Source organism: Paramagnetospirillum marisnigri (genome assembly GCF_001650715.1).
GTDB classification, from domain to species: Bacteria; Pseudomonadota; Alphaproteobacteria; order Rhodospirillales; family Magnetospirillaceae; genus Phaeospirillum; species Phaeospirillum marisnigri.
Genome location: NZ_LWQT01000064.1, coordinates 1 through 22,959 on the forward strand (window position 1 = coordinate 1; position 22,959 = coordinate 22,959).

The following is a 22,959-nucleotide window of genomic DNA, read 5'->3' on the forward strand; positions in this document are numbered from 1 at the left end:
CCGGTGTTCGTGCTTCATGACACCTCACGCGGGGTGGAGCAGCTCGGTAGCTCGTCAGGCTCATAACCTGAAGGTCGCAGGTTCAAATCCTGCCCCCGCAACCACAGACAGTTGACTCCCCGGCCCACCAAGGTCGGGGAGTTTGCTTTTCAGCTCCTGGCCCGCCGCCAGGGCCACGATCTCCCCCAATATGCCGTGCACTTCCATGCGCATCCCGTCCGGGGCATCGGGGTCAGGGGTCATTACGACCCGACCGATCAGCTGACGGATCAGCTCCGTCGCCTCGGCCTTGATCTCGGGGTCGTTGAGCGATTCCGCCAGCGCCGCCACCTTGGTGGCGTACACCTCGGCCAGATTGGGCATAAGGACGATCACGCTGTCGTCGTGTTGCTGTGCCAGCTCGGCTTCGATCTGTGCCTTCTCCGCCTCGCGCTCGCGCAGACGCTCCAGGATCGACTGCGGCGCGGTCCCAGCCTCCACCATGTCCACCATATGGGTGATGGCCTTGGCGGTCTCTCCCAGGCGCTTCCGGAGGGCGCTCTGCTTGGCGGTGGCGTCCCGGCGGGCGGTCTTGATCTGCTGCTGCATCTCCGCCATGAAGGTCTGCACCCGCTCGGGGGCCATCAGGGAGTGCCGCAGGCAGGCCAGGATGCGCTCCTCGACCTTCTGGCGGGTGATGGTAATGCTGTTGGTGCACATGCCGGTGCCCCGCTTGCGGTTGTTACAGCCGTAGCGGTCCTTGCCGATGATGATGTAGCTGCCCCCGCATTCGGAGCACGTCAGCAGGCCGGTCAGCAGGTACCTGGGCCGGTGGTTGGCATTGAGGTCCAGGCTGCGGTCGGCGTCGTCGGTTCGGGCCGAATTGGCCCGCCGTCCACGATCTTCCAATTGGGCTTGAACGGCATTCCACAGATCATCGGAGATGATGCGCAGATGGGGCACCTCGGTGATCTGGACGCGGGATTGGTCGTTGATGCGGGCAACCCGCTTGCCGGTCTTGGGGAGGCGGATGAAACTGGTCCGGCCCCACACGAGTCGACCGACATATAGCTCGTTGCGCAGGATGCCGGTGCCGCGCTTGCCCTGCCCCCGAAGGGTAGTGTTGCGCCAGGGATGGCCCTTGAATCCGGGGACACCCTCGCGATTGAGCCTTGCTGCAATTTCCTCGGGGGTGATGCCGCTGGCGTACATGGTAAAGATTCGCCGCACCACCTCGGCCTCTTCTTCAACGATCTCGCGCTCTCCGGCTTCGGTTGTCTTGCCGTTCTTGGTCGGGGGGAGGGCTTGGTATCCATAGGCCAAACCACCGGCCACCTTGCCCTTGGCGATACGGCCCGCCTGCCCACGGCGGGTCTTGTGTCCGAGGTCCTTGGAGAATTGCTGAGCGACCAGTCCCAGCATGGAGACGTGCATGTCGGTGATCTCACCCGAGTGCAGGGCGTGTATCCGAATCCCCTCGGCGGCGAGGATGTCGTACATGCCAGCCAGATCGGCGAGACGACGGCTCAGCCGATCCACGCCTTCGCAAACGACAACATCGAACCGATGGCGCTCGGCGTCGGCCAGCATGCGCTGATACTCGGGGCGGAAGGCCGAGCGTCCGCTGATTTCCGGGTCAGCATAGACCTGAACCACTGACCAGCCCAAACGCTCAGCGTAGGCACGGCACTCCCGCACCTGATCGTCGATGCTGGACTCGCTCTGATTGTCGCTGGAGTACCGCGCATAAATCACGGCACGGAGGGGACGGGTGGGCGCACCATTAGCAAAGGACATCGCGACCTCATGTTACGCCAGAGTAGTTGCTCCGGCTGTTACAATGAGGCCCCTTTCCGTCCTTGGAACTTGGGGCCAGTTATGTAACCGATACTGTGCTTCCGAGCATCCGTGGTCAAGCCCGGTGTTATGCTGATGAACCTGGAGTCACGGTCTCCGCAGACTCGGTGGCAACATGACGTGCTGCTCACCGAAACCAGGGTGGCCGTACTCAGTAACCTCGATTCCGAGGTGCTGGTGCAGCCAGAGCGACACCATGCCCCGGTGGCACCAGTCGGCCCCGCCGGGCTTCTCATAGCAGACCAGGGTGGGCGTCTTTCCTCCCGCCATGGTCATGAGATCGGCCTCCACCTTCACCGGGTCCAACCGGCCCAGGATTTCGGTGAAGTACAACTCGATGTACTCCTCGGTCGTAGCGGTCTTGAACCACGGGCCGGGAGCAAGGGCCTTGTACTGCCGGTATCCCTTGGCCATGCCGCGAGGGGTTCCCCGACTGATGCCGATCACCTGAGAGGTGTCGGGTAGCTTGGTGTACCAGGACGCGGTCTGCATTATTCGTCCTCCCCGTCGGTGGTGTTACTGCGCAGGTTCAGGACGGTCTCCTGGTAGTGACGACCGGCCTGGAGCATCTGGGCCAGTATGTAGTACCGCTCCGTGGTGGCGAAGGTGTTGTGCCCCAGCAGGCCCGCAGCAAGGCGCACATTTTCCGGGGATTCCACCGCCATGGAGGTGGCGGCGCAGTCCCGGAACAGGTGGGGCCACACGGCATGACCGAAGGCGGCCATGGTGCGCTTCTTGATCTGGGTGCGAATCGCGTTCTCGGCCATGGCGGTGCCCCAGCGCGACACCCAGAGGGACATGGGCATGTGTGTGCCCTTCTCGCGACGGGCCAGCAGGACGGGGCGGTGCTTGATCAAGTAGTGCTCCAACCGCCCGATCAGGGCATCGGGGATCGGCATATCGATCTCGACCCCGGTCTTGGTCTCCTCCTGGGGGAACCGCAGCCAGCAGCCGGTGCCGTCGCTGACCAGATTGACGCCCAACACGATGCTGGAGATGTTGCGCATGCGCACCGGGCGAGTGATCAACAGCGAGATCAGCATGCCATCGCGGTACTGGGTCGCGGCGAAGTAGGGATCGGGATCACCGTCCTCGGCGGTATCCATCAGGCGCAAGCCGAGATCGAGCAGTGCCTTGGCAGAGACCACGGCGGCGCGCTTGTCGCGGGACGGCTCGGCCCACGCCTTGAGGTCTTGGTACAGGCGGCGCATCCAGGCCCAGTCCGTTTCCGGTCTGAGCACCGCCATCATGCGGACCAACGCCCCCACCATCATGGCGACGCTGACCGGCGAGACCCGCTTGATCAACTGCTCGACGAACCGGGTGATGCGTTCGGGCGTCACCCGGTCCTCGGGAGGGGCGTCGGGGGCGAGACGGTTCTCGAACTGGAGCCACGCCAGCCACTGGCCATACGCCTGCTCGCAGATGCGGCGGCGGCGCGGCGACCATGTGCTGGCGACGGAAGCCGCCCGGAACGGACTGGACGCCGGGGTGAGCACCGAAGCCCACAGGCGCAGGTCATGGACAGGCCAGTTGATGACAGGCAGGCAGAGCTTGTTGACGGGATTCATATGGGTCATGACTTGGTCCTCTTCTTGGTGGTGATAAACTTGGTGCTGTCGCGCAGAGCCAGGACGGCCTTGTCGTAAGCCCGGCCCGACTTCACCTGATCGTTGCCGGTGTAGTATTGGGTTGTGGTATCGATGGAGGCGTGACCGAGAACTTGGCGCACGGTTTCGTGGCCGACCGGGTGGCCGTCCAGGAACATCTTTCCTGCGAGGTGGCGGAACTGGTGGGAGGTGATGATCAGGCCGGTATGGGTACGGATAATGCCGCTGATCTGTCGGGTCATGAGCTTGTAGAGGCGGGGGCCGCCGTCGGTGGAGGGAAACAGCCAAGTGGACCCGGCACCCGACAACTGCGGACGGTAGAGGTTGATGTGGCGTTCCAGCATGCGTGCCAGATGGTCGGGGAACTCGAACTCGATCTCGTGCTTGTTTTTGACCTCGCCCTTGGGGATGGACAGGCGGAAGACGGCCTTCTTGCCGGAGCTGGACTTGAGGATGTGACGGTCGAGGTCGATACCGACGAGGTTGCTGATCCGGATCGGGCACATCAGGAGAAACTCGATGGCCAGGGCGATCTCGGCGAGACGGACGCCGTCCTTGCCTCCGGTCTTGGCAACCTGTTTCAGGAGCCGTCGGGGCAGGTGCAACAGCTTCGCGAGGTTGCGGGGATCATCGAACTGCGCATTGCACTTCTTGTTCTTGGCCACCAACCCCCGCTCCTGGGGACGGGCTTCGCGGATGATCTGGTCGAGCAGGTCGATGCGGGGATCGCTGAACTGGTTGGACAGGGAAGCAGGTCGGTACTTATCGACGCGGATTCCGTGTCTCAGTCGTCCGGTGATGTGGTGGTGCAGGAGTCCCCGGACGGCCAGGGCGATGTACTGAATCTGGGTCGCCATCTTGTCGCCAGCGCGGTGGAAGAAGAAGTCCATGGCGTCGGTGATGGCCTTGGTGGTGGTGATGGCATCGACTGAGGCCAGGGTGTCGAGGGGATAGCCCTGAGCCACTAGAGCGGACACGTATTGCATGATCTGGGTGCGGCGCAGTTTGATGGTCACCGGCGACAGGGACTTGCGGGTGATGCCCTTGAGGAAGACCGGCGCGTCACCGTCCAGAGGATCACCCCCTCCCGCCAGGATGTCGAGATAGGCCAGGAGGACGGCCCGCAGCACCGGATGGAGGGCATCCATCGAAACCATGTACGGGTCACGCTTGCGGATGATCTCCACCACCGTGCCGGGCCAACCGGGGATAGTTTTAACCTGCTTGTTCCAGGTCTTGCATGTCCGGGTGTAGGAGTCCCACTCCTGGCCGTTGATGGCGTGGTGGGCCAGCAGGGCGAGGAAGCGGAGCATGTGCTCGGTGGTGATGTCCTCCGGCTTCCACCCCTGCTGACCGGCGTAATGAGCGAACCGGCTGAGACGGCGGCGGTCCCAATCGTCCGGGACCATGGCCAGCAACTGCTTCCAGACCACTGACAACGCCCCCTGGTTCTTACCCGGCTGCACCAAAATCCCGGCAATCTCACAGGCGGCACGGAAGCGGCACTTCATGTTGGAGAAGGTCTGCGGCGCTATATTCGCCATGGGCGGGGTGAAGCCCTTGAGCTTGGCGTTGATGGCCGCGATGTTGACGGCCCCTTCCAAGCTGATGGGCGAGACCAGACTGGCGATGCCGGTGACGCCCCAGGTCAGGTCGGTCTTCTGCTTCGGAGTCAGGTCGGGGTTAAGTGCAATCAATTGCACTAAATCTCGGAAGGTAGGGACCCCCGGCATGGAGTTGTCGCCCCCTGTCGTGATCCGCTTGAAAACATCGTTATCCATGGCTGTTCACTCCTGCTCTTTCGGTAATGGGGGTGGGGTGTTTTCCCTGCGGTAAGGAACCGCCCCTGTTAACGAAGCGCGTATCGCGGGTTTTCAGAGGCGCTCAGGACTGGCCAGAGGCGTCGTCGCCCATGTCGATTTCCTCGAAGCTCACTTCCCTGGTGCCTTCGACGAAGCGGGCGAGGTCGTGCCGGTCGATTCGGATCTGCCGCCCGAAGCGATGGATGGGGAACTTCCCGGCGGCGATCATCCGACGCACCGTGGTGACCGAGACGACGAGGAGACGGGCAACCTCGGGGATGGATGCGAACCGGTTGCTCATGGCGGTGGCTCCTGGCTGGCGGACTTGGTGGCAATTTCGGCAACCACCTGACGAGCCAGAAGACGGGCCATGGCATCCAGAATTGGCGCGGCCTCAGGTGCCAACAAACCAACCTGATCCGGCGCGATGGCCGGTTCGGGCAGCTTGGTGGTGGAGGCTTCGGGCAACATGATGGTGGCGTCCTTGGCGGCTACGCCAAAATCATGTGCCCATCAGAACGGGGGCGTCTCGACCGAATTTTTAAGTGGAATAAGGTTTGCTCCACCACTCCAGGAGGTCGTGAACGATGCGCCCTCCAATCAGATTTGGCCGCCCTCGATCAGATCGGTGGCAGCGATTTCCAACGTGATCAACTGGGCCATCTGAGGGGCGTGTAAATCGAGGAGGCGGTGGGCGGCCATGATGGCAAGGCCGAGTTCGTTGGTCTCGATGGCATCGACCACTTCGCCGGACACGGTGCCGTCAGGTTCGCATTGCCAGCCGAACATACTGACCCGCCAGTTCTGGTTTTGAGCCTTGGGTTGCAAACTCTTGAGGAAGGACTTCTTTGAAGGGGTCATGATGGTGTTCCGTTCTGGTGCGCGTCGTGGCTGACGTATTCGGTGGCAGCCCCAGGTGAGGAGGAAAGCAATCTGGTGCGGATGGCGTTGAGGTGCGGTAGTTCCACCTCGACAAGTGCCAGGAAGTCGGTGACGGCGTCGGCGGGAAAGCCGATGGACATGAAGTCGGCCTCGATCCCGACCCGTTCGATAGCCGCTGATTGGCTCCAGGCCAATCTGGGGAAGACCCGCCCGCCTTCCGCATAGAACACCCCGAAGCCGGTAGCCTTAGCCCAGAGCCGGTAGGGCAGCAGATCGTTCAATGCGGCCATGATGGAAGGCGTCGTGGTGGCGAACCGGGCGATGGCCTCCTTGCCGATGCGGGTGAACTTGTCCAAGGCGCAGAGCGGCAGGTCCCCGATCATGGGCATGGGCTGTGGCGGATTATCGACGATATGCCCTTTGTCCATCGCAAGGACGAGGAGCGGGAAGATGACGAACATCGGTTCCCGCACCCTTCTGATGGCGGTGGCGACGCCACCAAGAATTTCTTCTTTCACGCCGAGGGACTGATAGATTCGAAGCAGGGCGGAGAGATCGCCCGGACCAACGCGGCGATTGGGCCAGGAATCGACCCCAGAGGCATTCCAGGCTGCCACCGCCCTTTCCACCAGGGGCAGCGAAGAGTCTCGCACCATGCCAAGGACATGGGGAATGGCCAGGGTGGCCAGCAAGTGTCGAAGCGGCCCCAAGGCCGGGTGCTTGATTGCGGCACAGCTCAGCCCCTCAGCCCCCCGATCCTTGATTGCGGAGGCCAGCATGCGGGCGATTGCCGCAGCAACCAATGCATCATCCCCGAGGTTCCGTCGGTTCCTGACGCTCATCATGGTGGTGGTGGCCACGACGGCGTCGAGGCCGCCGATTCCCACATCCTCATAGGCAATGAGCAGAAGCCTCTGCCATGTGGCAGTTCGATCCATTCTGAGGAGCGTCACTGCCGCCCTTCCTGCCAACTCGGTCTCAGCCCGGCGGATTGCCTTCTGCATGACCGAGCGGGCAATCCAGGAGTCGGGCAATGCCAATGGGGACGGCACCGTCATAGGCAGGAAGGCGGCGACAAGGTCGTGATGGTGGTTCATGCCTTCCTCCCTTCACGGAGCCGGGCCTCCATCACCGACTTGCGCTCGATCATCCAGGACTGCGGATCGGCGCTAATCACCAGGGCGACGGTGTGGGCGGTAACAGGCTTGCGCTCGCCACCCTTTCGGATTGTCACAAGCACGCCAGGAGCAATCTCGGTCGGGCCGTTGGCCGTGACCAGATGAGCGCGTCCAGCTTCCGGGATGCCGAGCGATTGCAGGTCCGCCCTCTCTCCATGCACCACGGTGTTGATGATGGCCTGTTGGAGCTTGGGATTGGTGGACCCCAGCCTCACTTCGATGATGACGGAATATCCGCCCAGGCGGGTCAGGTAGATTGGCTGAGGACGAGATACCTGCAAAGACAGGCCATGGCAAAATGACGAGGACATATCAATCTCCATTTGTATTTATTCGATATAAATATTCTAACTTTTGTGCTTCTTATTTGAATGTATAAATTTCGTTCCAACTTAAATATATGCGCACTATAGCGCATCGTAATTTGTTACTATTAATTATGCTGAAACTTAGCGCGCTGAGCTGTTGTGGCTTTGATTTATCGGGTCGCTTAGGTGATGGAGGTGCAATCAATTGCACAGGTGGCGAAGGGGTTGGCGACGAGGTTGATCGGTAGTGCCAAGTCAGAGCAAAATCAGGGCCGACGTTGGTGCAAAGGGGAGCGAGATGTTCGGACGGAAGCCAGCCTTAGCGGTAGCGGTTGGAGACCAGTTCGAAAAGCTGGGGCCACGCCCTAATGTCTGGGTGGTAGAGGCGGTGCTGGAACGCGACGACCATCCCCCGCATGTCCGTCTGGTTCAGCAAGGTGGGGGCCGCCGTTCAACAGTGGCTTTGTCCATGCTGGCGGGGCCCGACTACCGAAGGGTTGTTCCTTTTTCCGAGGGCAGTTAGCCGGTGGCCATTCCTCGCGTTGAGGTCGATGCCAAGGAGGCGCTGGCCGGGTTGGTGGAACGTGTCACCTTCCACAGCCCTGAGACAGGGTTCTGCGTTCTCCGAATCAAGGCGCGTGGGCAACGTGATCTGGTCACCGTTATCGGCTCTGCCGCCACAATACAGCCCGGCGAGTACGTCCATGCCAGTGGGCATTGGGACAACCACCGCGACCATGGTTTGCAGTTTAAGGCAGCCTTCCTCAAGGTGACGCCACCGACCTCCCTGGACGGCATTGAGCGGTATCTAGGGTCGGGGATGATCAAGGGCATTGGACCGGTCTACGGCAAGAAGCTGGTGAAGGCGTTTGGCGAGGCGGTGTTCGACGTAATTGAGCAGTCCCCGGACAAACTCCGCGAGGTCGAGGGCATCGGCCCGGTGAGGGCCAAACGTATAGCGGCGGGTTGGGCCGAGCAGAAGGCGATCCGTGAGATCATGCTGTTTCTGCAATCCCACGGGGTCAGCACGGCTCGGGCGGTTCGTATCTACAAGACCTACGGCACCGAGGCTGTGCCGCTGGTCAGCGAGAACCCGTATCGCCTCGCCAAGGACATCCGGGGGATCGGGTTCAGAACCGCAGACCAGATCGCCGAGAAACTGGGGATCGAGAAGACCTCCATGATCCGCGCCAGGGCGGGGCTGTCCTATGCCCTGATGGAGGCCGTTGGCAATGGTCACTGCGCCCTGCCCGAGGACGACCTGCTGGCCCTAGCCGAGCAACTGCTAGAGATACCCCAGCCCCTGCTGACCGAGGCGCTCGACCTGGAGCTTCGGGCGGGCAACATCACCAACGACACCATCGGTGACCGGCACTGCGTCTTCCTGCCTCACCTTTGGCACGCTGAGCAGGCTATTGCCTCCCGGCTCAAGGCGCTGGCCACCGGGGCACCGCCATGGCCGACCATCGATCCCGACAAGGCCATTCCGTGGGTGGAAGCCAAGCTTGGCGTGACCCTGGCCGACAGCCAGCGAGTCGCCGTCGGCGTGGCCCTGTCCTCGAAGGTGATGGTGATCACCGGCGGCCCCGGTGTGGGTAAGACCACCCTGGTCAATTCCATCTTGCGCATCCTCGCCGCCAAGGGGGGCGACGTGGCGCTGGCGGCTCCCACGGGACGGGCGGCAAAGCGGTTGTCCGAGAGCACCGGCATTGAGGCCAAGACCATCCACCGGCTGCTGGAGTTCGACCCCACCAGTGGGGGCTTCAAGCGGTCGGAGGAGATGCCGCTGGAATGCGACCTGCTGGTGATCGACGAGACCTCCATGGTGGACGTGCCGCTGATGGCGTCGCTGTTGAAGTCGGTCCCCGGCCATGCCGCCGTCATGATCGTCGGGGATGTTGACCAGCTTCCTTCCGTCGGTCCAGGCCAAGTGCTGGCCGACATCATTGGCTCCGGCGTGGTGCCTGTCGCCAAGCTGACCGAAATCTTCCGTCAGGCCGCCAGCAGCAAGATCATCATCAACGCCCACAAGGTGAACAAAGGGCAGATGCCCGAGTTGGCTCCGCCACCGGAGGGGGTGACGGATTTCTACTTCGTGGAGGCAAACGAACCAGAGGATGCCGTGCCGAAGATCGTGGAGGTGGTGCGGAACAGGGTGCCCCGGCGGTTTGGCATGGACCCAGTGCGCGACATCCAGGTGCTGTGTCCCATGCAGCGGGGCGGCGTTGGGGCACGGTCGCTCAACGTCGAGCTTCAAAAGGCGCTGAATCCGGGGACGCCAGACCAGCCCGCCGTCGAGAGGTTCGGATACACTTACCGGGTCGGCGACAAGGTGATGCAGACTGAGAACGACTACGACAAGGAGGTATTCAACGGGGACATCGGCTTCGTGACCAGCATCGACACCGACGCCACCGACATGGTGATCGACTTCGATGGCCGGGAGGTCACATACGGATTCGGGGAACTGGACGAGATCGCGTTGTGCTACGCGACCACCATCCACAAGTCCCAGGGGTCGGAGTACCCCGCCGTGGTCATCCCGATCATGACCCAGCACTATATGATGCTGGAGCGCAACCTGCTGTACACGGGCATCACGCGGGGCAAGCGGCTGGTGGTTCTGGTCGGCCAGAAGAAGGCCATCGGCATGGCGGTGCGCGGGGTTAAAGATCGACGGCGGTGGTCCAAGCTGCGGGAGCGTTTGACGCAAGGTGCAGTGGGGAACTTGTCATGACCGATGACCAGAAGGGCATAGCAGCAGAGTTTTATGCCGACGTGACCGGGCTTCCGGCAGAGCCGGGGGCCTACGTGCTGCTGATCCAGCTGGCTGACAGCTTGCCAGTGAAGCTGGTGGGGCGGCCCGAGGTCATACTGGCTCCGGGGCATTTTTTGTACTGCGGCAGCGCCCGTGGTCCCGGCGGCATCAAGGCCCGCGTCGGTCGGCACATGCAGAAGGACAAGACCGTGCGGTGGCATGTGGACCGACTTACGACCACGGGCATGGTGCTGGGGGCCTGGGTGTTCCCCGGCGGGGACGAGTGCGAGTTGGTGGGCATGCTGACAGAAATGCCGGTACCGATTCCGGGGTTCGGGTCCAGCGACTGCGAAACCTGCGTCTCTCACCTGCTGGCATGGCCTCCGGGTATGGTTTTGCCGTTCGATAGCCGGTCAAACTGACCTGGGGCGAGTTCTGCTGTTCTCCAGGTAGGCGTCCAGGGCAGCGGAAATAATGCCCTGTGCCGTGACCCCGAGGCGTTGTCCAAGGCCATGAACGCCGTCCCGCAGGTCTGGCTCAACAATGAACACAATGCGCACCCATACCGGTGGTGCCGGGGAACGGCGGACCTGTGCTGGCGAGGAACCCAGGTATGCACCCAGGGCTTCCTCGAAGATTGACCGAAAGGTCATGCCCATGCGAGCCGCCAACACTTTCAATTCCGTCCGCGTCTCCGGTGTGACCTTCACCGTGAAGGTATGCGGGTTGGCAATCGCCTTCTCCCGTTTCAGCCTGTTCGCCATGTCCCATCATTCCGATCATGTGACCTTCACCCTGGGTATCAGCATAGCTGCTAGTGCAATTGATTGCACTTGGTTCAGACGACGATGTTGCTGCTTCGGACCATTCCGGCGGAGTTGCAACCTCGCCTTCTTGGCTGCGATATTCAGCATCGCTGGAGTTCCACTCAAGCCAAGTTACATCCCCTTGAGCCGGTCGCCAGCCGCCCGGAGACTTGCGGACCTCCCATTCCTCCTTCACGTCGGCAAACATCATCTTGACCGCCCCATATGCCTGGATTCGATGGGCACCTTGGAGTTGGTCCGCGAGAGCGATGGCGTATTCGGCGTCGTATGATACCGGCGTGGGCTTGGACGAGTAGCCCATTGCGGGGACCAAACCATTCTGGTTGATCGGCTCGCATGAGACGGAGAGATAGTCGGCCTTGTTGGCCTTGGACCACATAGTGCCGATGTTGGCGGCAAACTCATCGGCCTTATCGCGGGGGACCAGGACCAGCAAGTTGGCGTGCAAGTTGACACGGGGGGCGTACATCGCCGCGAGCCTTCTCATCCTTGCAGCATGGGTCTTGATGGCCAGTTCCGTATCGATGATGTCTTCAATTTCCAAATCTGGCTCTGCACCAACAAATATTTCAGGATGTGCTTGGGCTTCGTGTTCCCAATATTCTTCGGGAAATTCAAACGCCTTCAACGCGCCGATGGCCGACCACCCTCGCGTGCGGGTCATGCGGTTGAACGCATTGTTGAAGTCATCCATGGCGGCATGCAGAACGGCAAGGCGACAGTTCGGGGCGGTAAGGACGAGATAGAACCAGACGCAGTCGGGATGGTCTTCGGCTGCGATCTGCCCGACACGGGCAATCTGGGCCATCAGCACACGCGACTTGCGCAAGGAACACACCTGACAGTGCGGGAGTTTGCAACCTCTGCCATAGACGTACCGCTTGTCGGCGTTGATGCCGATTCCGCTGGCGCACATGATCATACGCTCGGCTTGCTTCTGCTTGCGGGGATCGCCGTAGTCCGCCAGGAATGCAGCGGTAAAGTTGGTGCTGGCCTTCGCCTCGTTGAGCTTCGCCATGATGGGCATGAAGTGGTTCATGGTGAGTTATTCCGACATGATCATAGAAAGAAGGCCGCCTCGCTCGCTGCGCTCCGCTCGGGTGCAGGACGGTGCCGGGGATTCTGAAACCCAACAGGCTGGGGAACTGGGAGCGATTGAGGTTGCGAAGCACGGGGGCGTATGGGGCTGGTGTTGGGCTGGGCGAGAGGTGTGTGTCGACTTCTTTCTATAGATATGAAGATGTGTAGCAGCCGGGGTCGTGACGAGGCTTCGACTGGTCGAAAGCTCGGCATCTAAATTAGAAGTGCTCTGGGTGGTGGTGCTGATGATCGCTCGCATGTGCCCCTCCGTGGACGGATGCGGCGAGCGTTGGCACAGATCAAGCTTTGCCAAAAGAGTTGGGTCGCGTCCCGGACTCGATTCAGCGCCACACCGTTTGCGGCGAGACCCCGCCAGGGGCGTGCCAAGAAGCGTGGCCTTGCCGACGAATACGCCACCGAGGTGTTCCAGTCCGCCGTTCTGGGCACCGAACTGAACAGCAACTCTGACTGCTTCGAGGCGGCCTTGGCGGCAATGATCGGACTTCTCGGATAGGTCCCCGCCAAGTTTGTGGTGGTGATCCCCTTTACGGCTAGCCGGTTGCCGCTCCGTGGCACACCTCGATGGCAGTGACCGCTTTTATCAACTACAGCCATCCAACAGGTTTTCGTCCACGGGCTCTACTTGACCCGACTCGGCCGTTCGAGGTGCCTACGTACCACCACAGCCGTATATGCATGAAATATGCTTTACCTAATATACCTCTTTTGATAATTTCCTATTACCTTGGGATGTGGGGGGGGCTTAGGTGGCTGAGCATCCATCAAATGGGCCTCTGTGCTCCAAGCTTTCAGCACTGCGTAACAACTTGGACATGGTGAAGGCAGAGCTCGAGCTGCGCAGGGGCGAAGGTCTAAATTGTCAGGAACAAGAGCATCGGCTCTCGGTGTTGATGGAGTGGTTGGTCCGATGTGAAGTGAGCATGACGGGGCTCTCCCACGGGATGAGGCTCTGTTGTGATGAACAGCCAAGAGAAAATACGTAAATCGGATCATAACCGATAGCGTTTGGGGGGGGATTTGCGGCAAGAGGGGACAATCCCCGTCGCGCAAGGTGGGCCACGGTCTATAACGACGACACCCGCGACGACGACAATTCATGGTTCCGGCATGACCAAAGTGCTGGTGCCGGATGGGGGATTCCTTCTCAATTCCCAATTCTTCCGCAAGGGGGCCGACCTCATCCTGGTCCGCCCTGACGGCAGCACAGTCGTCATCCTGGACTATTTTGCCAACGATACGCCGCCGCCTTTGGTCAGTGATGTCGGTGCCTTGGTCGATGGGGCGCTGGTTACTAGGCTGGCTGGACCGCTGGCTCCCGCCCAGTATGCCCAGGCGGAGGGGACACCCTCAAGCGGTAGCCCGCAGATTGGCATGGTGGACAAGGTGGCTGGCTCGGTTGCCGCCCGGCATGCCGACGGCACCAGCACCACCCTCCAGAAAGGCGACGTGGTGTTCCAGGGCGACGTCATCCAGACCTCGGGCGACGGATCCGTTGGCCTAGTCTTCGCCGACCGCTCCACCTTCTCGCTGGGCAATGCCGGCAAGATGGTGCTGGACCAGTTGGTCTATGATCCAGACACCCATCAGGGAAAGGCAGAGATCTCGGTGGCCCATGGCTCGTTCGGCCTGGTGTCCGGCCAGATTGCCCATTCCAGCCCCGATGCCATGATCATCAAGACCCCGGCGGCCACGCTCGGGATCCGGGGCACTACCGTGGCCGGTCGGGTGGACGAGCAGGGGCAGACTCAGGTGGCACTGCTGGGCGATCCCGGCGGTGGTACCGGCGAGGTGGTTCTGCGTAATTCCAGCGGCAGCCAGATCCTGGGTTCGGCCAACACCCTGATCCAGATCGTCTCAGCCTCAGCCCCACCCTCGCTTCCGGTGCCGGTGGCACCGACGGTGATCGCCCAGAGCTTCGGCTCGGCGGTCAGCAGCCTGCCGCCTCCCCCTCCTCCCGGTCGGGCCATGGAATGGTCAACGGCTCCGGGTAAGGATCAAGTGGCGCCGGTGAAGGTCATTCAGGAACGCGCCAACGCCGGAGCCGTGCTGGATATTTCCCACCCCGACGGCACCAAGGTGGTGGATCCTTCCAAGCTGCCGTCCGAGGTCAAGACGCCCCAGCCGGACAAGGCCATCACCCCGGAAAAGACCCTGGCTCCGGAGAAGGCCGCCGAGGCATTCAAGGCGGCAGCACCGACGGTGCAGAAGGACGCAGCTCCAGCTGATGTCGCGCCCAAGGATGTCACGCCAAAGGATACTGGGCCGGCTCAACCGGTGGGATCGAAAGCAGGTCCCGCGGATCCCTCGCCGAAGGAAGCCGCACCTGTAGCTCCGCAAGAAACGGCACCAAAGGATGCCGTTCCGAAAGAAACAGCTCCCACCGTGCCACAGGATGCCGGCCCAAAGCCCGAGACGAAGTTCGTCCCGGCCCCGCAACCGGAAACGACTGTCATCACTAAGACCATTACCTCCGATCCAGTGGTGTTGCAGCCAGTGGCGGCTCCTGTGGTTGCCGTTCAGCCACCGGCAACAAGCGGATCGAGCTCGTCATCCACAACGACGACGACAAGCACCCAGTCCAACACCCCACCGCCCACGACGGCTCCGACGCCCACACCCACCACCTCGGGCCGGCTGGTGGACGGTCCTATTTCCGGTGCCACGGTTTTTCGCGACCTTAATTCTAACGGCACCCTGGACGCAGGCGAGCCATCGGCGGTGACCACGTCCAGCGGCAGCTTTACCCTGTCGGGCTCAGGAGGAACCATCATCGCCCTGCCCGGTGGAACCGATACCGAGACCGGTCTGGTGATCGACGTGATCATGAAGGCCTCGGGCTCGGCCAGCATGATCACGCCGCTCACCACCCTGGCCGAGGAGGTGGGCGAGGAGAAGGTCAAGCAGTTGCTGGGGATCGGGGACGGGGTGGATCTCCACACCGCCGATCCCATGGCCAACGCCAGCCTCCGCGAGATGGGAACTAGGCTGATGGCGGCGGTGACCACCATGAAGCAGGGAGCCTCCGCTCTGGGTGTCACCCCGGATGCTTCCGTGATCTTCTCGGCCATTGCCACTAGGATGGTCGCCACCACTTCTGGAGGCTTCGACTTGGCCTCGGCCTCCACCTTCCAGGATGTCTTGGCTGCCGTTCCGGGGGTGAATGCCAGCGACCCGAAGATCGTCACCCTGGCGGCCCTGGCCCGGAAGTCGGCTGACGCGGCGGCGGGAATCGTCCATGGCACGGCCCCGGCCTGTGCGCTCAGTTCCTTCGTCGGCTCCGATGTTGCCCAGATGACCAATGCGGGTCTGACCACCGACATGTCGGATGCCGGGTTCATCATCTCCGATCTGGCCGCGCTGCGGGCTGCGGGCGTGACCACCTTTACCGTTGCCAAGGGAACGGCTGTGCTGACCGCCGCCCAGGCGGACGGACTGACGTTCATCCTGCCCTCGGGCAGCACGGCTTCGGTCAGGGTTGCCGACACGGCGGCCAACATCGCCGCCCATTCCGCCGGACTGGGAGGGCTTCCCCGCGTCATGGCGACGGCGAGTTCAGATGTGTCGGGTCTGGACCTTTGCCGTGTGAGTGATCTCACTCTGACCGGGGATGCCACCATCTCCCGCACCCAGTTAAACAGCATCGGCGCCGTGCATATCACCAAGGCCGGCCACCTGCTGACCATCAATGGCTGGAGCGGAGACCTCACGGGTGGGTCCCTGGGTATTGCCGACGCCATCGCCCTTTCCGGTCCCGCCACCCTGGGAGCGGCGCAGTACGCCACCCTGGGCGCGGTCCAGATCAGCCGGCTCGGTCATACCCTGACGGTCGCCCTGTCTGGCGACCATGCCGCCGCTAGTTATGCCGGGGCGCAGAAACTGTCCCTTCTCGGCGACACGGTGCTGTCGGCGGCGGAGGTCGGCGCCAAGGGCACGGCCAACATATCGAAGAACACCTTCGATCTGACCGCGCGTGTGGCCGGGGACGCCAGCGCTCTTGACCTCGCTTCCGCCGACCATCTGGTCCTGGCCGGTGATGCGACCATCAGCCAGGCTCTGTTCGTGCAGTTGGGCGGCAACGAGGTCACCAAGTTCGGCCATCTGCTGACGATTGGTGAAGTTTCCGGCGACCTTTCGGCCTTGGATCTTGGCGCCGCCGATGCGCTCTCCCTCGTCGAGGACGCCACTTTTTCTCTGGGTCAGTTGCAAATCCTGGGAAACCAAATCCAGGCAAACGGTCATATCGTCTCAGCCGCCATTTCCGGCGATCTCTCCGCCACCGATCTGGCCGGTATCGGCGGCTTCGTCCTGGCTGGCAATGTCAGCCTGACCCTGGCGCAGTACGAGGCGGTTGGAGGCGCGAACATCACCAAGGCCGGGCATCTGCTCAGCATCACCGGCGCGTCCGGCGACCTGTCCGCCCTGGACCTGTCCAATGTCGACAGCCTGACCCTGGCGGGCGACACCACCCTTTCGGCGGGCCAGTTGGATGCCATCGGCTCGGCCCACATGGTCAAGGAAGGCCACAGCCTCACCATCTTCGTCGACCCATCCCGCTACAGCGAGCTTTACACCTATGACCTGACCGCCGCCGATCAGATAGCCGTATATGGCGTTGTGACGGTCACCTCGGACCAGCTACCCAGGCTGGTGCCCGACAACACCCAGTTGGGAGCCCCGATCGACATCATCGTGGTGCAGCCAGTGGGAGGGCACGAGTTGACGCTGGACCTGTCGCCCTACAATACCCTGTGGAACGGAGTAGCCCAGTTCCACCTGGGGCTGACCCAGGCCGGGACCATCAGTCTGACCGGCGGTGAGGTGGTGGGACTATTTGGCTCGGATGCGCCTGACACCTTCCACATCGGCGACGGCGCCGTGATCCCGGACCAGGGGTACATCCAGGCATACACCTCCGAAAGCGCCGTTCCGGGTGACGCCCTGTCGTTCCAGGGCCGCAGCGACGGCGTCACCGTCGATCTCGCCAACCGCTCGGCCCTCATCGGTGCAAGCCAGGTCACTCTTTATGGAAGCTTTGCGACGCTGAGGGGCGGTGAGGGCAATGACACCCTGACCGGTGATGGTTCCGCCACGATCATCGGCGGCGGTGGCAACGACATCATTGTCTCGCCGACGGTCGACTATTCGCAGGACACCTCGGGCATGGTCGCCGACTTCAGCACCCTGACCGGGGACGGCTACGGCATGGTTGCCGATGGCCAAGGCGGGCAGGACTACGTCAAGTATTCCGGCTTTGATCTCATCACCATCATCGCCTCGCCCTACGCCGATAGCCTGATCGGCGGCGCCCATGACGACATCTTCGTGCTGCCGGCCAATTCGGTGCAGGCGGGCGAAACCATCGACGGCGGCAATGGCTATGCCGCGGATGGTGACTGGATAACCGCCACCGGCAGCAACGATCTGCGTGACGCCGCTCTCGCCAATCTGCTGGGGCTGCGACTGGTGGGCATCGGCACCGAAGTCAGATTCCATGCCTGGCAGGTGGAATCCCTGGCCAACACCTATGGCCAGTTCACGGCCATGAGCGCGGACAATGCCGCCGGACAGAAGCTGATCATCACCATCGACAACGCCGGCACCAATCCCCTGTGGGGATTGATCTCCTCGGTTCCCCTGGTCCTCGACGGCAGCGCGGCGACGGACGGACTGACCTTCAGCTACATCGCCGACACCATCTATGGCGGCTCGGGCAATGACTTCATCTATGCCAACACGGCCCTGGTCGAGGCGGGAGATGGCGACGATACCATCGTTGCGCCGAGTGCGACCGGCACCATCCACGGCGGCAACGGCATCGACACCCTCCAAATCGACAATGGTGCTTGGACCATCCCGACGCTTGCCGGGGTGGAACGGGTGTCCTTCTCAGGCGGTACGGCGTCGCTCTTTGGTGCCGCTTCCCGCCTGAACGGGGTTGCCATCGATGGGGCCGGTTGTGCCGTCACCTTAGGCGTCGATGACCCCTCCGCCCTGTCCGCCATCAGCTTCGTCAACTGGGGAGCGGATGATGTCATCGAGGTCATTGGCACCTCGGGTAACGATACCCTGTCCCTGACCGGCGATTACCACATCGCCAACGGTCTGGGCGGCGACGACACCCTGTATGGCGGCAGTGGCGACGACACCCTGATCGGCGGTCCGGGCAATGATGCATTGATCGGCGGGCAGGGATCCGATACCGCCAGTTACGTGGACGCCCAATCGGCGGTTACCGTCAATCTGGCCACCGGCACCGCCACCGGTGGGCTGGGCAACGACAGTCTGACCGGCATCGAGAACCTGCTGGTCGGCACCTATGTTCACTCGTTGACCGGCGATAGCGGCAACAACGTATTCACCTTCTCGCGCATGTTCTGGTCCTTGACCGGGGCGAGCTTCGACGGTGGTGGCGGAACCGACACCCTGGCCTTCCAGGACTTTGCGGATTTCACGGAAAATCCCGCCACGGTGACCGGGTTCGAGCGTCTGGTTCTGGAGCAGATGTCCAGCCCCTACATGGTCGAGATGAGCAACGCCCAGATGACGGGCATCACCACCCTGTCGGGCGCCAGTACCGGCGAGGCGAGCCGTGGCGTGATGGCGATCAATGCCGGCCTGACCTCCTTCCAGACGCGGGCCAATGTCCTCCGAGTTCTGGCCAGCACGGGCAATATCGATGCCTCGGGTTGGACGCTGGATAACTGGGGCCAGTCCGGCGCGGCGTTGACCTCCTCCACCCTGGGCGAGTTCCTGTGGCTGGACGGAAGCGGCAATACGGGGCGGACTCTGACCGGAACCGCATCGTCGGACCTGATCACCGGCAGCAACGTCAGCTACGTGCTCGACACCATCACCGGCGGCGGCGGTGCCGACCTGCTTTATGGTGGCTTGGGCAGCGACACCTTCCTGTTCAACACCGGCGACGTGGTGGCGGGTGAGACCATCGACGGCGGCGGAGGGCTCGATACGTTCAAGCTCAACGGCGACGTGGACTTCACCGCCGCCACCATCGTCAACGACACCACCGCCAACAGCTACAACATCCTGGCCCCCAACGGCCACGCCGCCACCATCACGCTCGCGGCGACCACCAAGTTCAGCCTGGTGGGCAGCGTCGGCAACGACACCATCGTGGTGATGCCATCCAGTACCGTCACCGGCCAGACCATAACTGCCTCGGCATTCAGCTATCTCACCAGCGGCACCGCCGGTTGGCTGGGCTCCGGCACCGACCGGATCATCTTCAACGGCACCGAGTTCAACGACAGCATCTCCGGCAGCTCCGCCATCGACGTGATCCAGGCGGGGGACGGTGACGACTGGATCAGCGGCGGCACCAACATGGGGGGCGACACCCTGTATGGCGGGGCGGGGGATGACATATTCGACTTCGCCGGAGCCACCGGCTCGATTACCGGGATCGTGGATGGCGGCGACGGATATGACAAGATTCTGCTGACCTCGGGCACCTTCATCAACCTGGCCAGCACCACCGTCACCGGGATCGAGGAGGTGGATTACGGCACCGCCGGGACGGTGCGGACCTATGGCTTCGACGCTGCCGGCTTCGGCGGCACCGCCGCCCTGTTCAAGGGCATGGCGGCTGCCAATCTGTCGTTTCAGGTCAAGGACGCCACCGCTTACGATTTCTCGACGCTGCAACTGACCGGAATCCTGCCCACGGTCATCACGATCACCAACAGCGGCGTTAACCCGTATGCCGCCCGCGACATCCGGGGCCTTGATCGGGTCCAGACCATCACCGGGTACAACGGTAATGACCGTATCGCAGGCGGCTCGGCCAACGATTCCTTGAACGGCAGCAATGGGTTCGACGTGGTGTCCTATGCTCATGCCGCCAGCGACGTCACCGTCTCCCTGGTGGCCAGCGGCACCTTGAGTACCAGCACCGGCACCGCCACCGGTGGCGCTGGGACCGATACGCTGTCCAATTTCGAGGGTATCCAGGGCTCGCTGTTCGATGACAGCTTCACCGCCAGCGGCAGCAATTATTATTCCGCCATCAATCTGCTGGACTATTCCAACGCCACCGCTGGGGTGACGCTCAGCCTAGCGGCCGGCACGGCGACGGGCGGGGCGGGCAATGACACCTTCTCCGGCTTCGAAATGGTGGAGGGATCGGCCCATGACGACACCCTGACCGGCTCGGTCGGCATCGACTGGCTGGCCTATATCCGCGCAGCCGAGGCGGTGACGGTCGATCTGGCGGCGGGAACCGTCTCCGGCGGGGCAGGCCAGGACAGCGTGTCCGGATTCGAGGCCATCTGGGGCTCGGCCTATGCCGACGTCCTGACGGGCGATGCCACCGACAACACCTTCTACGGCGGGGCGGGCAACGACACCATCACCGGCGGCGGCGGCAACGATTTCGTCGATTACAGCAAGATGATCCCGTTCAACGGCATTGTCGCGAACCTAGCCACCGGCATCGTCGATGCCGGAGTGGAAGGGGTCGACACCCTGTCCGGTATCGGCCGCATCACGGGCACCTCGACCGCCGACACCATCACCGGCAGCAACGGCAACGACACCATCATAGGTGGCGGCGGCTATGACAAGCTGCTGGGCGGCAACGGCGATGACACCATCGTTTTCGGCAACAGCGGTGGATCGAGCGGCGCCACAATCGACGGCGGGGCCGGGCAGGACATTTTGGACCTGAGGTCGCTGACGACCTACGTCTACACCCACCTTTACGGTGATTCGAGCAACGGCGAGCTGTATTTCGGCACCTATTCCCGGGTCTACAACATCGAGACGGTGCTCGGCCCCGATGCCGGCGGCTTCCTGTTTGCCAGCCAGAACACCGACACCATCATCGGCGGTGCCGGTTATGACATGATCGGCGGCCTGGGAGGCAACGACTATCTTGACGGCGGTGGCGGCACCGGGGACTGGGTGTGCTATTCCGCGCCCACATCGGATGCGGTCAGCACCCTGGTCCCGGCCTCCTACTGGGCGACCGCCGCCATCACGGTGGACCTGTCGCTCGGAACCGCCACCGGCGGCGCCGGTAACGATACCTTGCTGGGCTTCGAGAACATCTGGGGTTCGGCCTACAATGACACCCTGATCGGCGATACGGGCAGCAACACCATCGCCGGTGGTGCCGGCAACGACACCATGGATGGCGGGACCGGCATCGATTATCTCAGCTATTACTACGGCCATGCGTCGGGCGTGGTGGTCAATATGGCGACCGGCACCGCCAGCGGCGGAGCGGGCAACGACAGCTTCAGCAATTTCGAGGGCGTGATCGGTACCAGCTATGCCGACACCCTGACCGGCGGCAGTGGCGAGACCTTCCTGCGCGGCGGGGCCGGCAACGACACCCTGACCGCTGGCAGCGGCCTTACCTGGGCCGACTACCAGGACAACTCCGGTTCCTCGGTCATCATTAACATGACCACGGGAACCGCCACCGGAAGCTATATCGGCACAGACACCCTAGTGGGTATTCATGCTATCCTTGGCGGCAGCAGCAGCGAAACGGTAACGGGGAACGGTTCCGATCTCACAATTTCGGGCGGTGGCGGCTACGACACCCTGATCGGCGGCACCGGAGCCGAGACCGTCATCCTGGCCCAGCGCGGCGTCTCCGACCGTTTCACCTTCAGCAATTTTGCCTCGGGAAGCGACAGCTTCGTCCTATCCGACGGTGCGTTCCACCTGGGAACGTCGGGGACGCTGTCCACCGCCGCCGACCTGCAGCAATATGTGGAATCGACCCTCGCCATGTCGCCCACCGCCCGCAACTATGCCGGCGACAACAGCGCCAATGCCGGTCTCATCGTCATCGGCGCATCCACCGGCACAGGCGGAGTCCAGGTCTGGCACACCACTGACATGCACAGCGCTTCGACAGCCAATTCCTATCAGATAGCCACCGTAGCCGGTGAAAACACCAACCAAGTGGCGGTGACGGATTTTCACACGACGGGGTGAGGAGAAAGTTGTGACGGGCTTGGCGGCAAGATGTCTGGGAACTCCTACTCCAACAAGTATGCCAAATAGTCCCCGGAGGCACATCTGAGATGATCGATGCGAGGATGAACAGTACTGACGGAGAAAGGCTTACGCCGCGCCCCTGGCGTCTGCTGACGGCTGGACTGGGTCTAGCCGGGATGGCTACGACGTTAGCGCTGGGCGTCAGAAACTTCGTCGATACCTTCCCGTGGCAGACGCAGGGCGGGATCCTGTTCTACGGCTATCTCAAGCTCTATATCCTGGATGGGATGAAGGGCGCACTGACCGGCCTGCTGATGGGATTGGCGGCATTTGGCTATGCGCAGTTCGTGTCGGGGCGCTTTTCGGGATCGCGAATCGTCCTTATCGTCGACTATGCCGTGCTGCTGATCCTGACGCTGCTGATCGCCGCCGCCGATTTCTTCGGCGTCTATACGCTGCTCTACCCCGACTGGTTCAAGTTGCATTAGGGCTGACGGGGGTCCGCTCATGGCACACCGTGGCCTCACAGGACCTTCGCCGTGAACGACGGGTATCTGGGGGACAGCGGTCGCCTGCTGCGCCGAGCCAACAGGCTCAACGTGACCCACAAAAGGCATTCGATGCGTGAAATTTCTCCCAACTCAGGAAAGCCGGATCTTCAGAGGATCGGCTGCCCCAAGGCGCTTGG

Annotated in this window: 15 protein-coding genes and 1 tRNA gene; 6 read left to right on the forward strand and 10 right to left on the reverse strand. The window is 62.4% G+C overall.

The genetic code is table 11. The annotated features are described in order from the left end of the window. The first annotated feature begins 27 nt into the window (after positions 1–27). Positions 28–104 (forward strand) — tRNA-Met (locus A6A04_RS12340). Here A6A04_RS12340 and A6A04_RS23605 read toward each other — a convergent pair. The 9 genes from A6A04_RS23605 to A6A04_RS12380 all read right to left on the reverse strand — a co-directional run bounded on the left by A6A04_RS23605 (position 61) and on the right by A6A04_RS12380 (position 7,619). Continuing rightward, entirely contained in the window at positions 61–1,776 is a 1,716-nt protein-coding gene (locus A6A04_RS23605; RefSeq protein ID WP_407670265.1) for a recombinase family protein, read from the reverse strand. The two genes, A6A04_RS12340 and A6A04_RS23605, sit on opposite strands and share 44 nt — an antisense overlap. A gap of 147 nt (positions 1,777–1,923) precedes the next feature. After that, positions 1,924–2,328, reverse strand: a complete 405-nt coding sequence (locus A6A04_RS12350; RefSeq protein ID WP_068493329.1) for a DUF488 family protein — start codon at positions 2,326–2,328, stop codon at positions 1,924–1,926. Then, on the reverse strand, positions 2,328–3,416 hold the full coding sequence (locus tag A6A04_RS12355) for a site-specific integrase (protein WP_068493330.1): 1,089 nt from the start codon (positions 3,414–3,416) through the stop codon (positions 2,328–2,330). The genes A6A04_RS12350 and A6A04_RS12355 overlap by 1 nt, the downstream gene beginning before the upstream one ends. Further along, the gene (locus tag A6A04_RS12360; protein ID WP_172822770.1) at positions 3,413–5,143 is read right to left on the reverse strand and encodes a site-specific integrase; all 1,731 of its coding nucleotides are present in this window, start codon (positions 5,141–5,143) and stop codon (positions 3,413–3,415) included. Before A6A04_RS12360 ends, A6A04_RS12355 begins: the two co-directional genes overlap by 4 nt. Before the next feature lie 187 nt (positions 5,144–5,330). Beyond that, positions 5,331–5,549: a helix-turn-helix domain-containing protein gene (locus A6A04_RS12365; protein WP_068493334.1), complete on the reverse strand. Its 219-nt coding sequence runs from the start codon at positions 5,547–5,549 to the stop codon at positions 5,331–5,333. After that, a complete protein-coding gene (locus A6A04_RS22365) occupies positions 5,546–5,719 on the reverse strand; it encodes a hypothetical protein (RefSeq protein WP_156612583.1) in 174 nt (57 codons plus the stop codon). The genes A6A04_RS12365 and A6A04_RS22365 overlap by 4 nt, the downstream gene beginning before the upstream one ends. 129 nt (positions 5,720–5,848) lie before the next feature. Beyond that, positions 5,849–6,109, reverse strand: a complete 261-nt coding sequence (locus tag A6A04_RS12370) for a hypothetical protein (protein WP_068493335.1) — start codon at positions 6,107–6,109, stop codon at positions 5,849–5,851. After that, a complete protein-coding gene (locus A6A04_RS12375) occupies positions 6,106–7,227 on the reverse strand; it encodes a hypothetical protein (RefSeq protein WP_068493337.1) in 1,122 nt (373 codons plus the stop codon). Before A6A04_RS12375 ends, A6A04_RS12370 begins: the two co-directional genes overlap by 4 nt. Continuing rightward, positions 7,224–7,619, reverse strand: coding sequence for a hypothetical protein (locus A6A04_RS12380; protein ID WP_156612584.1), 396 nt, complete (start codon positions 7,617–7,619; stop codon positions 7,224–7,226). Before A6A04_RS12380 ends, A6A04_RS12375 begins: the two co-directional genes overlap by 4 nt. Positions 7,620–8,142: 523 nt before the next feature. On the opposite strand from A6A04_RS12380, the gene recD2 reads away from it, so the two are divergent. Together recD2 and A6A04_RS12390 are read left to right on the forward strand one after the other, a co-directional pair. Then, positions 8,143–10,353 (forward strand): SF1B family DNA helicase RecD2, encoded by a 2,211-nt coding sequence (recD2, locus tag A6A04_RS12385; RefSeq protein WP_216636106.1) that lies wholly within the window; start codon positions 8,143–8,145, stop codon positions 10,351–10,353. Further along, a complete protein-coding gene (locus A6A04_RS12390) occupies positions 10,350–10,796 on the forward strand; it encodes a GIY-YIG nuclease family protein (RefSeq protein ID WP_068493341.1) in 447 nt (148 codons plus the stop codon). Before recD2 ends, A6A04_RS12390 begins: the two co-directional genes overlap by 4 nt. A 115-nt stretch (positions 10,797–10,911) precedes the next feature. Here the strand turns inward: A6A04_RS12390 and A6A04_RS12395 are convergent, their stop codons facing one another. Then, positions 10,912–12,240 carry a protein rep gene (locus A6A04_RS12395; protein ID WP_156612585.1) on the reverse strand — a complete coding sequence of 443 codons (1,329 nt, stop codon included), beginning with the start codon at positions 12,238–12,240 and terminating at the stop codon, positions 10,912–10,914. Positions 12,241–12,570: 330 nt separating this feature from the next. On the opposite strand from A6A04_RS12395, the gene A6A04_RS12405 reads away from it, so the two are divergent. The 3 genes from A6A04_RS12405 (at position 12,571) to A6A04_RS12415 (ending at position 22,759) form a co-directional block, all read left to right on the forward strand. Beyond that, positions 12,571–12,795 carry a hypothetical protein gene (locus A6A04_RS12405; RefSeq protein WP_156612586.1) on the forward strand — a complete coding sequence of 75 codons (225 nt, stop codon included), beginning with the start codon at positions 12,571–12,573 and terminating at the stop codon, positions 12,793–12,795. A gap of 614 nt (positions 12,796–13,409) precedes the next feature. Then, a complete protein-coding gene (locus A6A04_RS12410; RefSeq protein ID WP_068493349.1) occupies positions 13,410–22,268 on the forward strand; it encodes a FecR domain-containing protein in 8,859 nt (2,952 codons plus the stop codon). 89 nt (positions 22,269–22,357) lie between these two features. Next, positions 22,358–22,759, forward strand: a complete 402-nt coding sequence (locus A6A04_RS12415) for a hypothetical protein (RefSeq protein ID WP_068493351.1) — start codon at positions 22,358–22,360, stop codon at positions 22,757–22,759. Positions 22,760–22,959 lie beyond the last annotated feature (200 nt).

What these genes read in the sequence shown, in the direction of transcription:
- A6A04_RS12380 (WP_156612584.1), bottom strand. Translation starts at nt 7,619, where the DNA reads ATGTCCTCGTCATTTTGCCATGGCCTGTCTTTGCAGGTATCTCGTCCT.
- A6A04_RS12390 (WP_068493341.1), top strand. Translation starts at nt 10,350, where the DNA reads ATGACCGATGACCAGAAGGGCATAGCAGCAGAGTTTTATGCCGACGTG.
- A6A04_RS12350 (WP_068493329.1), bottom strand. Translation starts at nt 2,328, where the DNA reads ATGCAGACCGCGTCCTGGTACACCAAGCTACCCGACACCTCTCAGGTG.
- A6A04_RS12410 (WP_068493349.1), top strand. Translation starts at nt 13,410, where the DNA reads ATGACCAAAGTGCTGGTGCCGGATGGGGGATTCCTTCTCAATTCCCAA.
- A6A04_RS12355 (WP_068493330.1), bottom strand. Translation starts at nt 3,416, where the DNA reads ATGACCCATATGAATCCCGTCAACAAGCTCTGCCTGCCTGTCATCAAC.
- A6A04_RS12365 (WP_068493334.1), bottom strand. Translation starts at nt 5,549, where the DNA reads ATGAGCAACCGGTTCGCATCCATCCCCGAGGTTGCCCGTCTCCTCGTC.
- A6A04_RS23605 (WP_407670265.1), bottom strand. Translation starts at nt 1,776, where the DNA reads ATGTCCTTTGCTAATGGTGCGCCCACCCGTCCCCTCCGTGCCGTGATT.
- A6A04_RS22365 (WP_156612583.1), bottom strand. Translation starts at nt 5,719, where the DNA reads ATGTTGCCCGAAGCCTCCACCACCAAGCTGCCCGAACCGGCCATCGCG.
- A6A04_RS12375 (WP_068493337.1), bottom strand. Translation starts at nt 7,227, where the DNA reads ATGAACCACCATCACGACCTTGTCGCCGCCTTCCTGCCTATGACGGTG.
- A6A04_RS12370 (WP_068493335.1), bottom strand. Translation starts at nt 6,109, where the DNA reads ATGACCCCTTCAAAGAAGTCCTTCCTCAAGAGTTTGCAACCCAAGGCT.
- A6A04_RS12415 (WP_068493351.1), top strand. Translation starts at nt 22,358, where the DNA reads ATGATCGATGCGAGGATGAACAGTACTGACGGAGAAAGGCTTACGCCG.
- A6A04_RS12395 (WP_156612585.1), bottom strand. Translation starts at nt 12,240, where the DNA reads ATGAACCACTTCATGCCCATCATGGCGAAGCTCAACGAGGCGAAGGCC.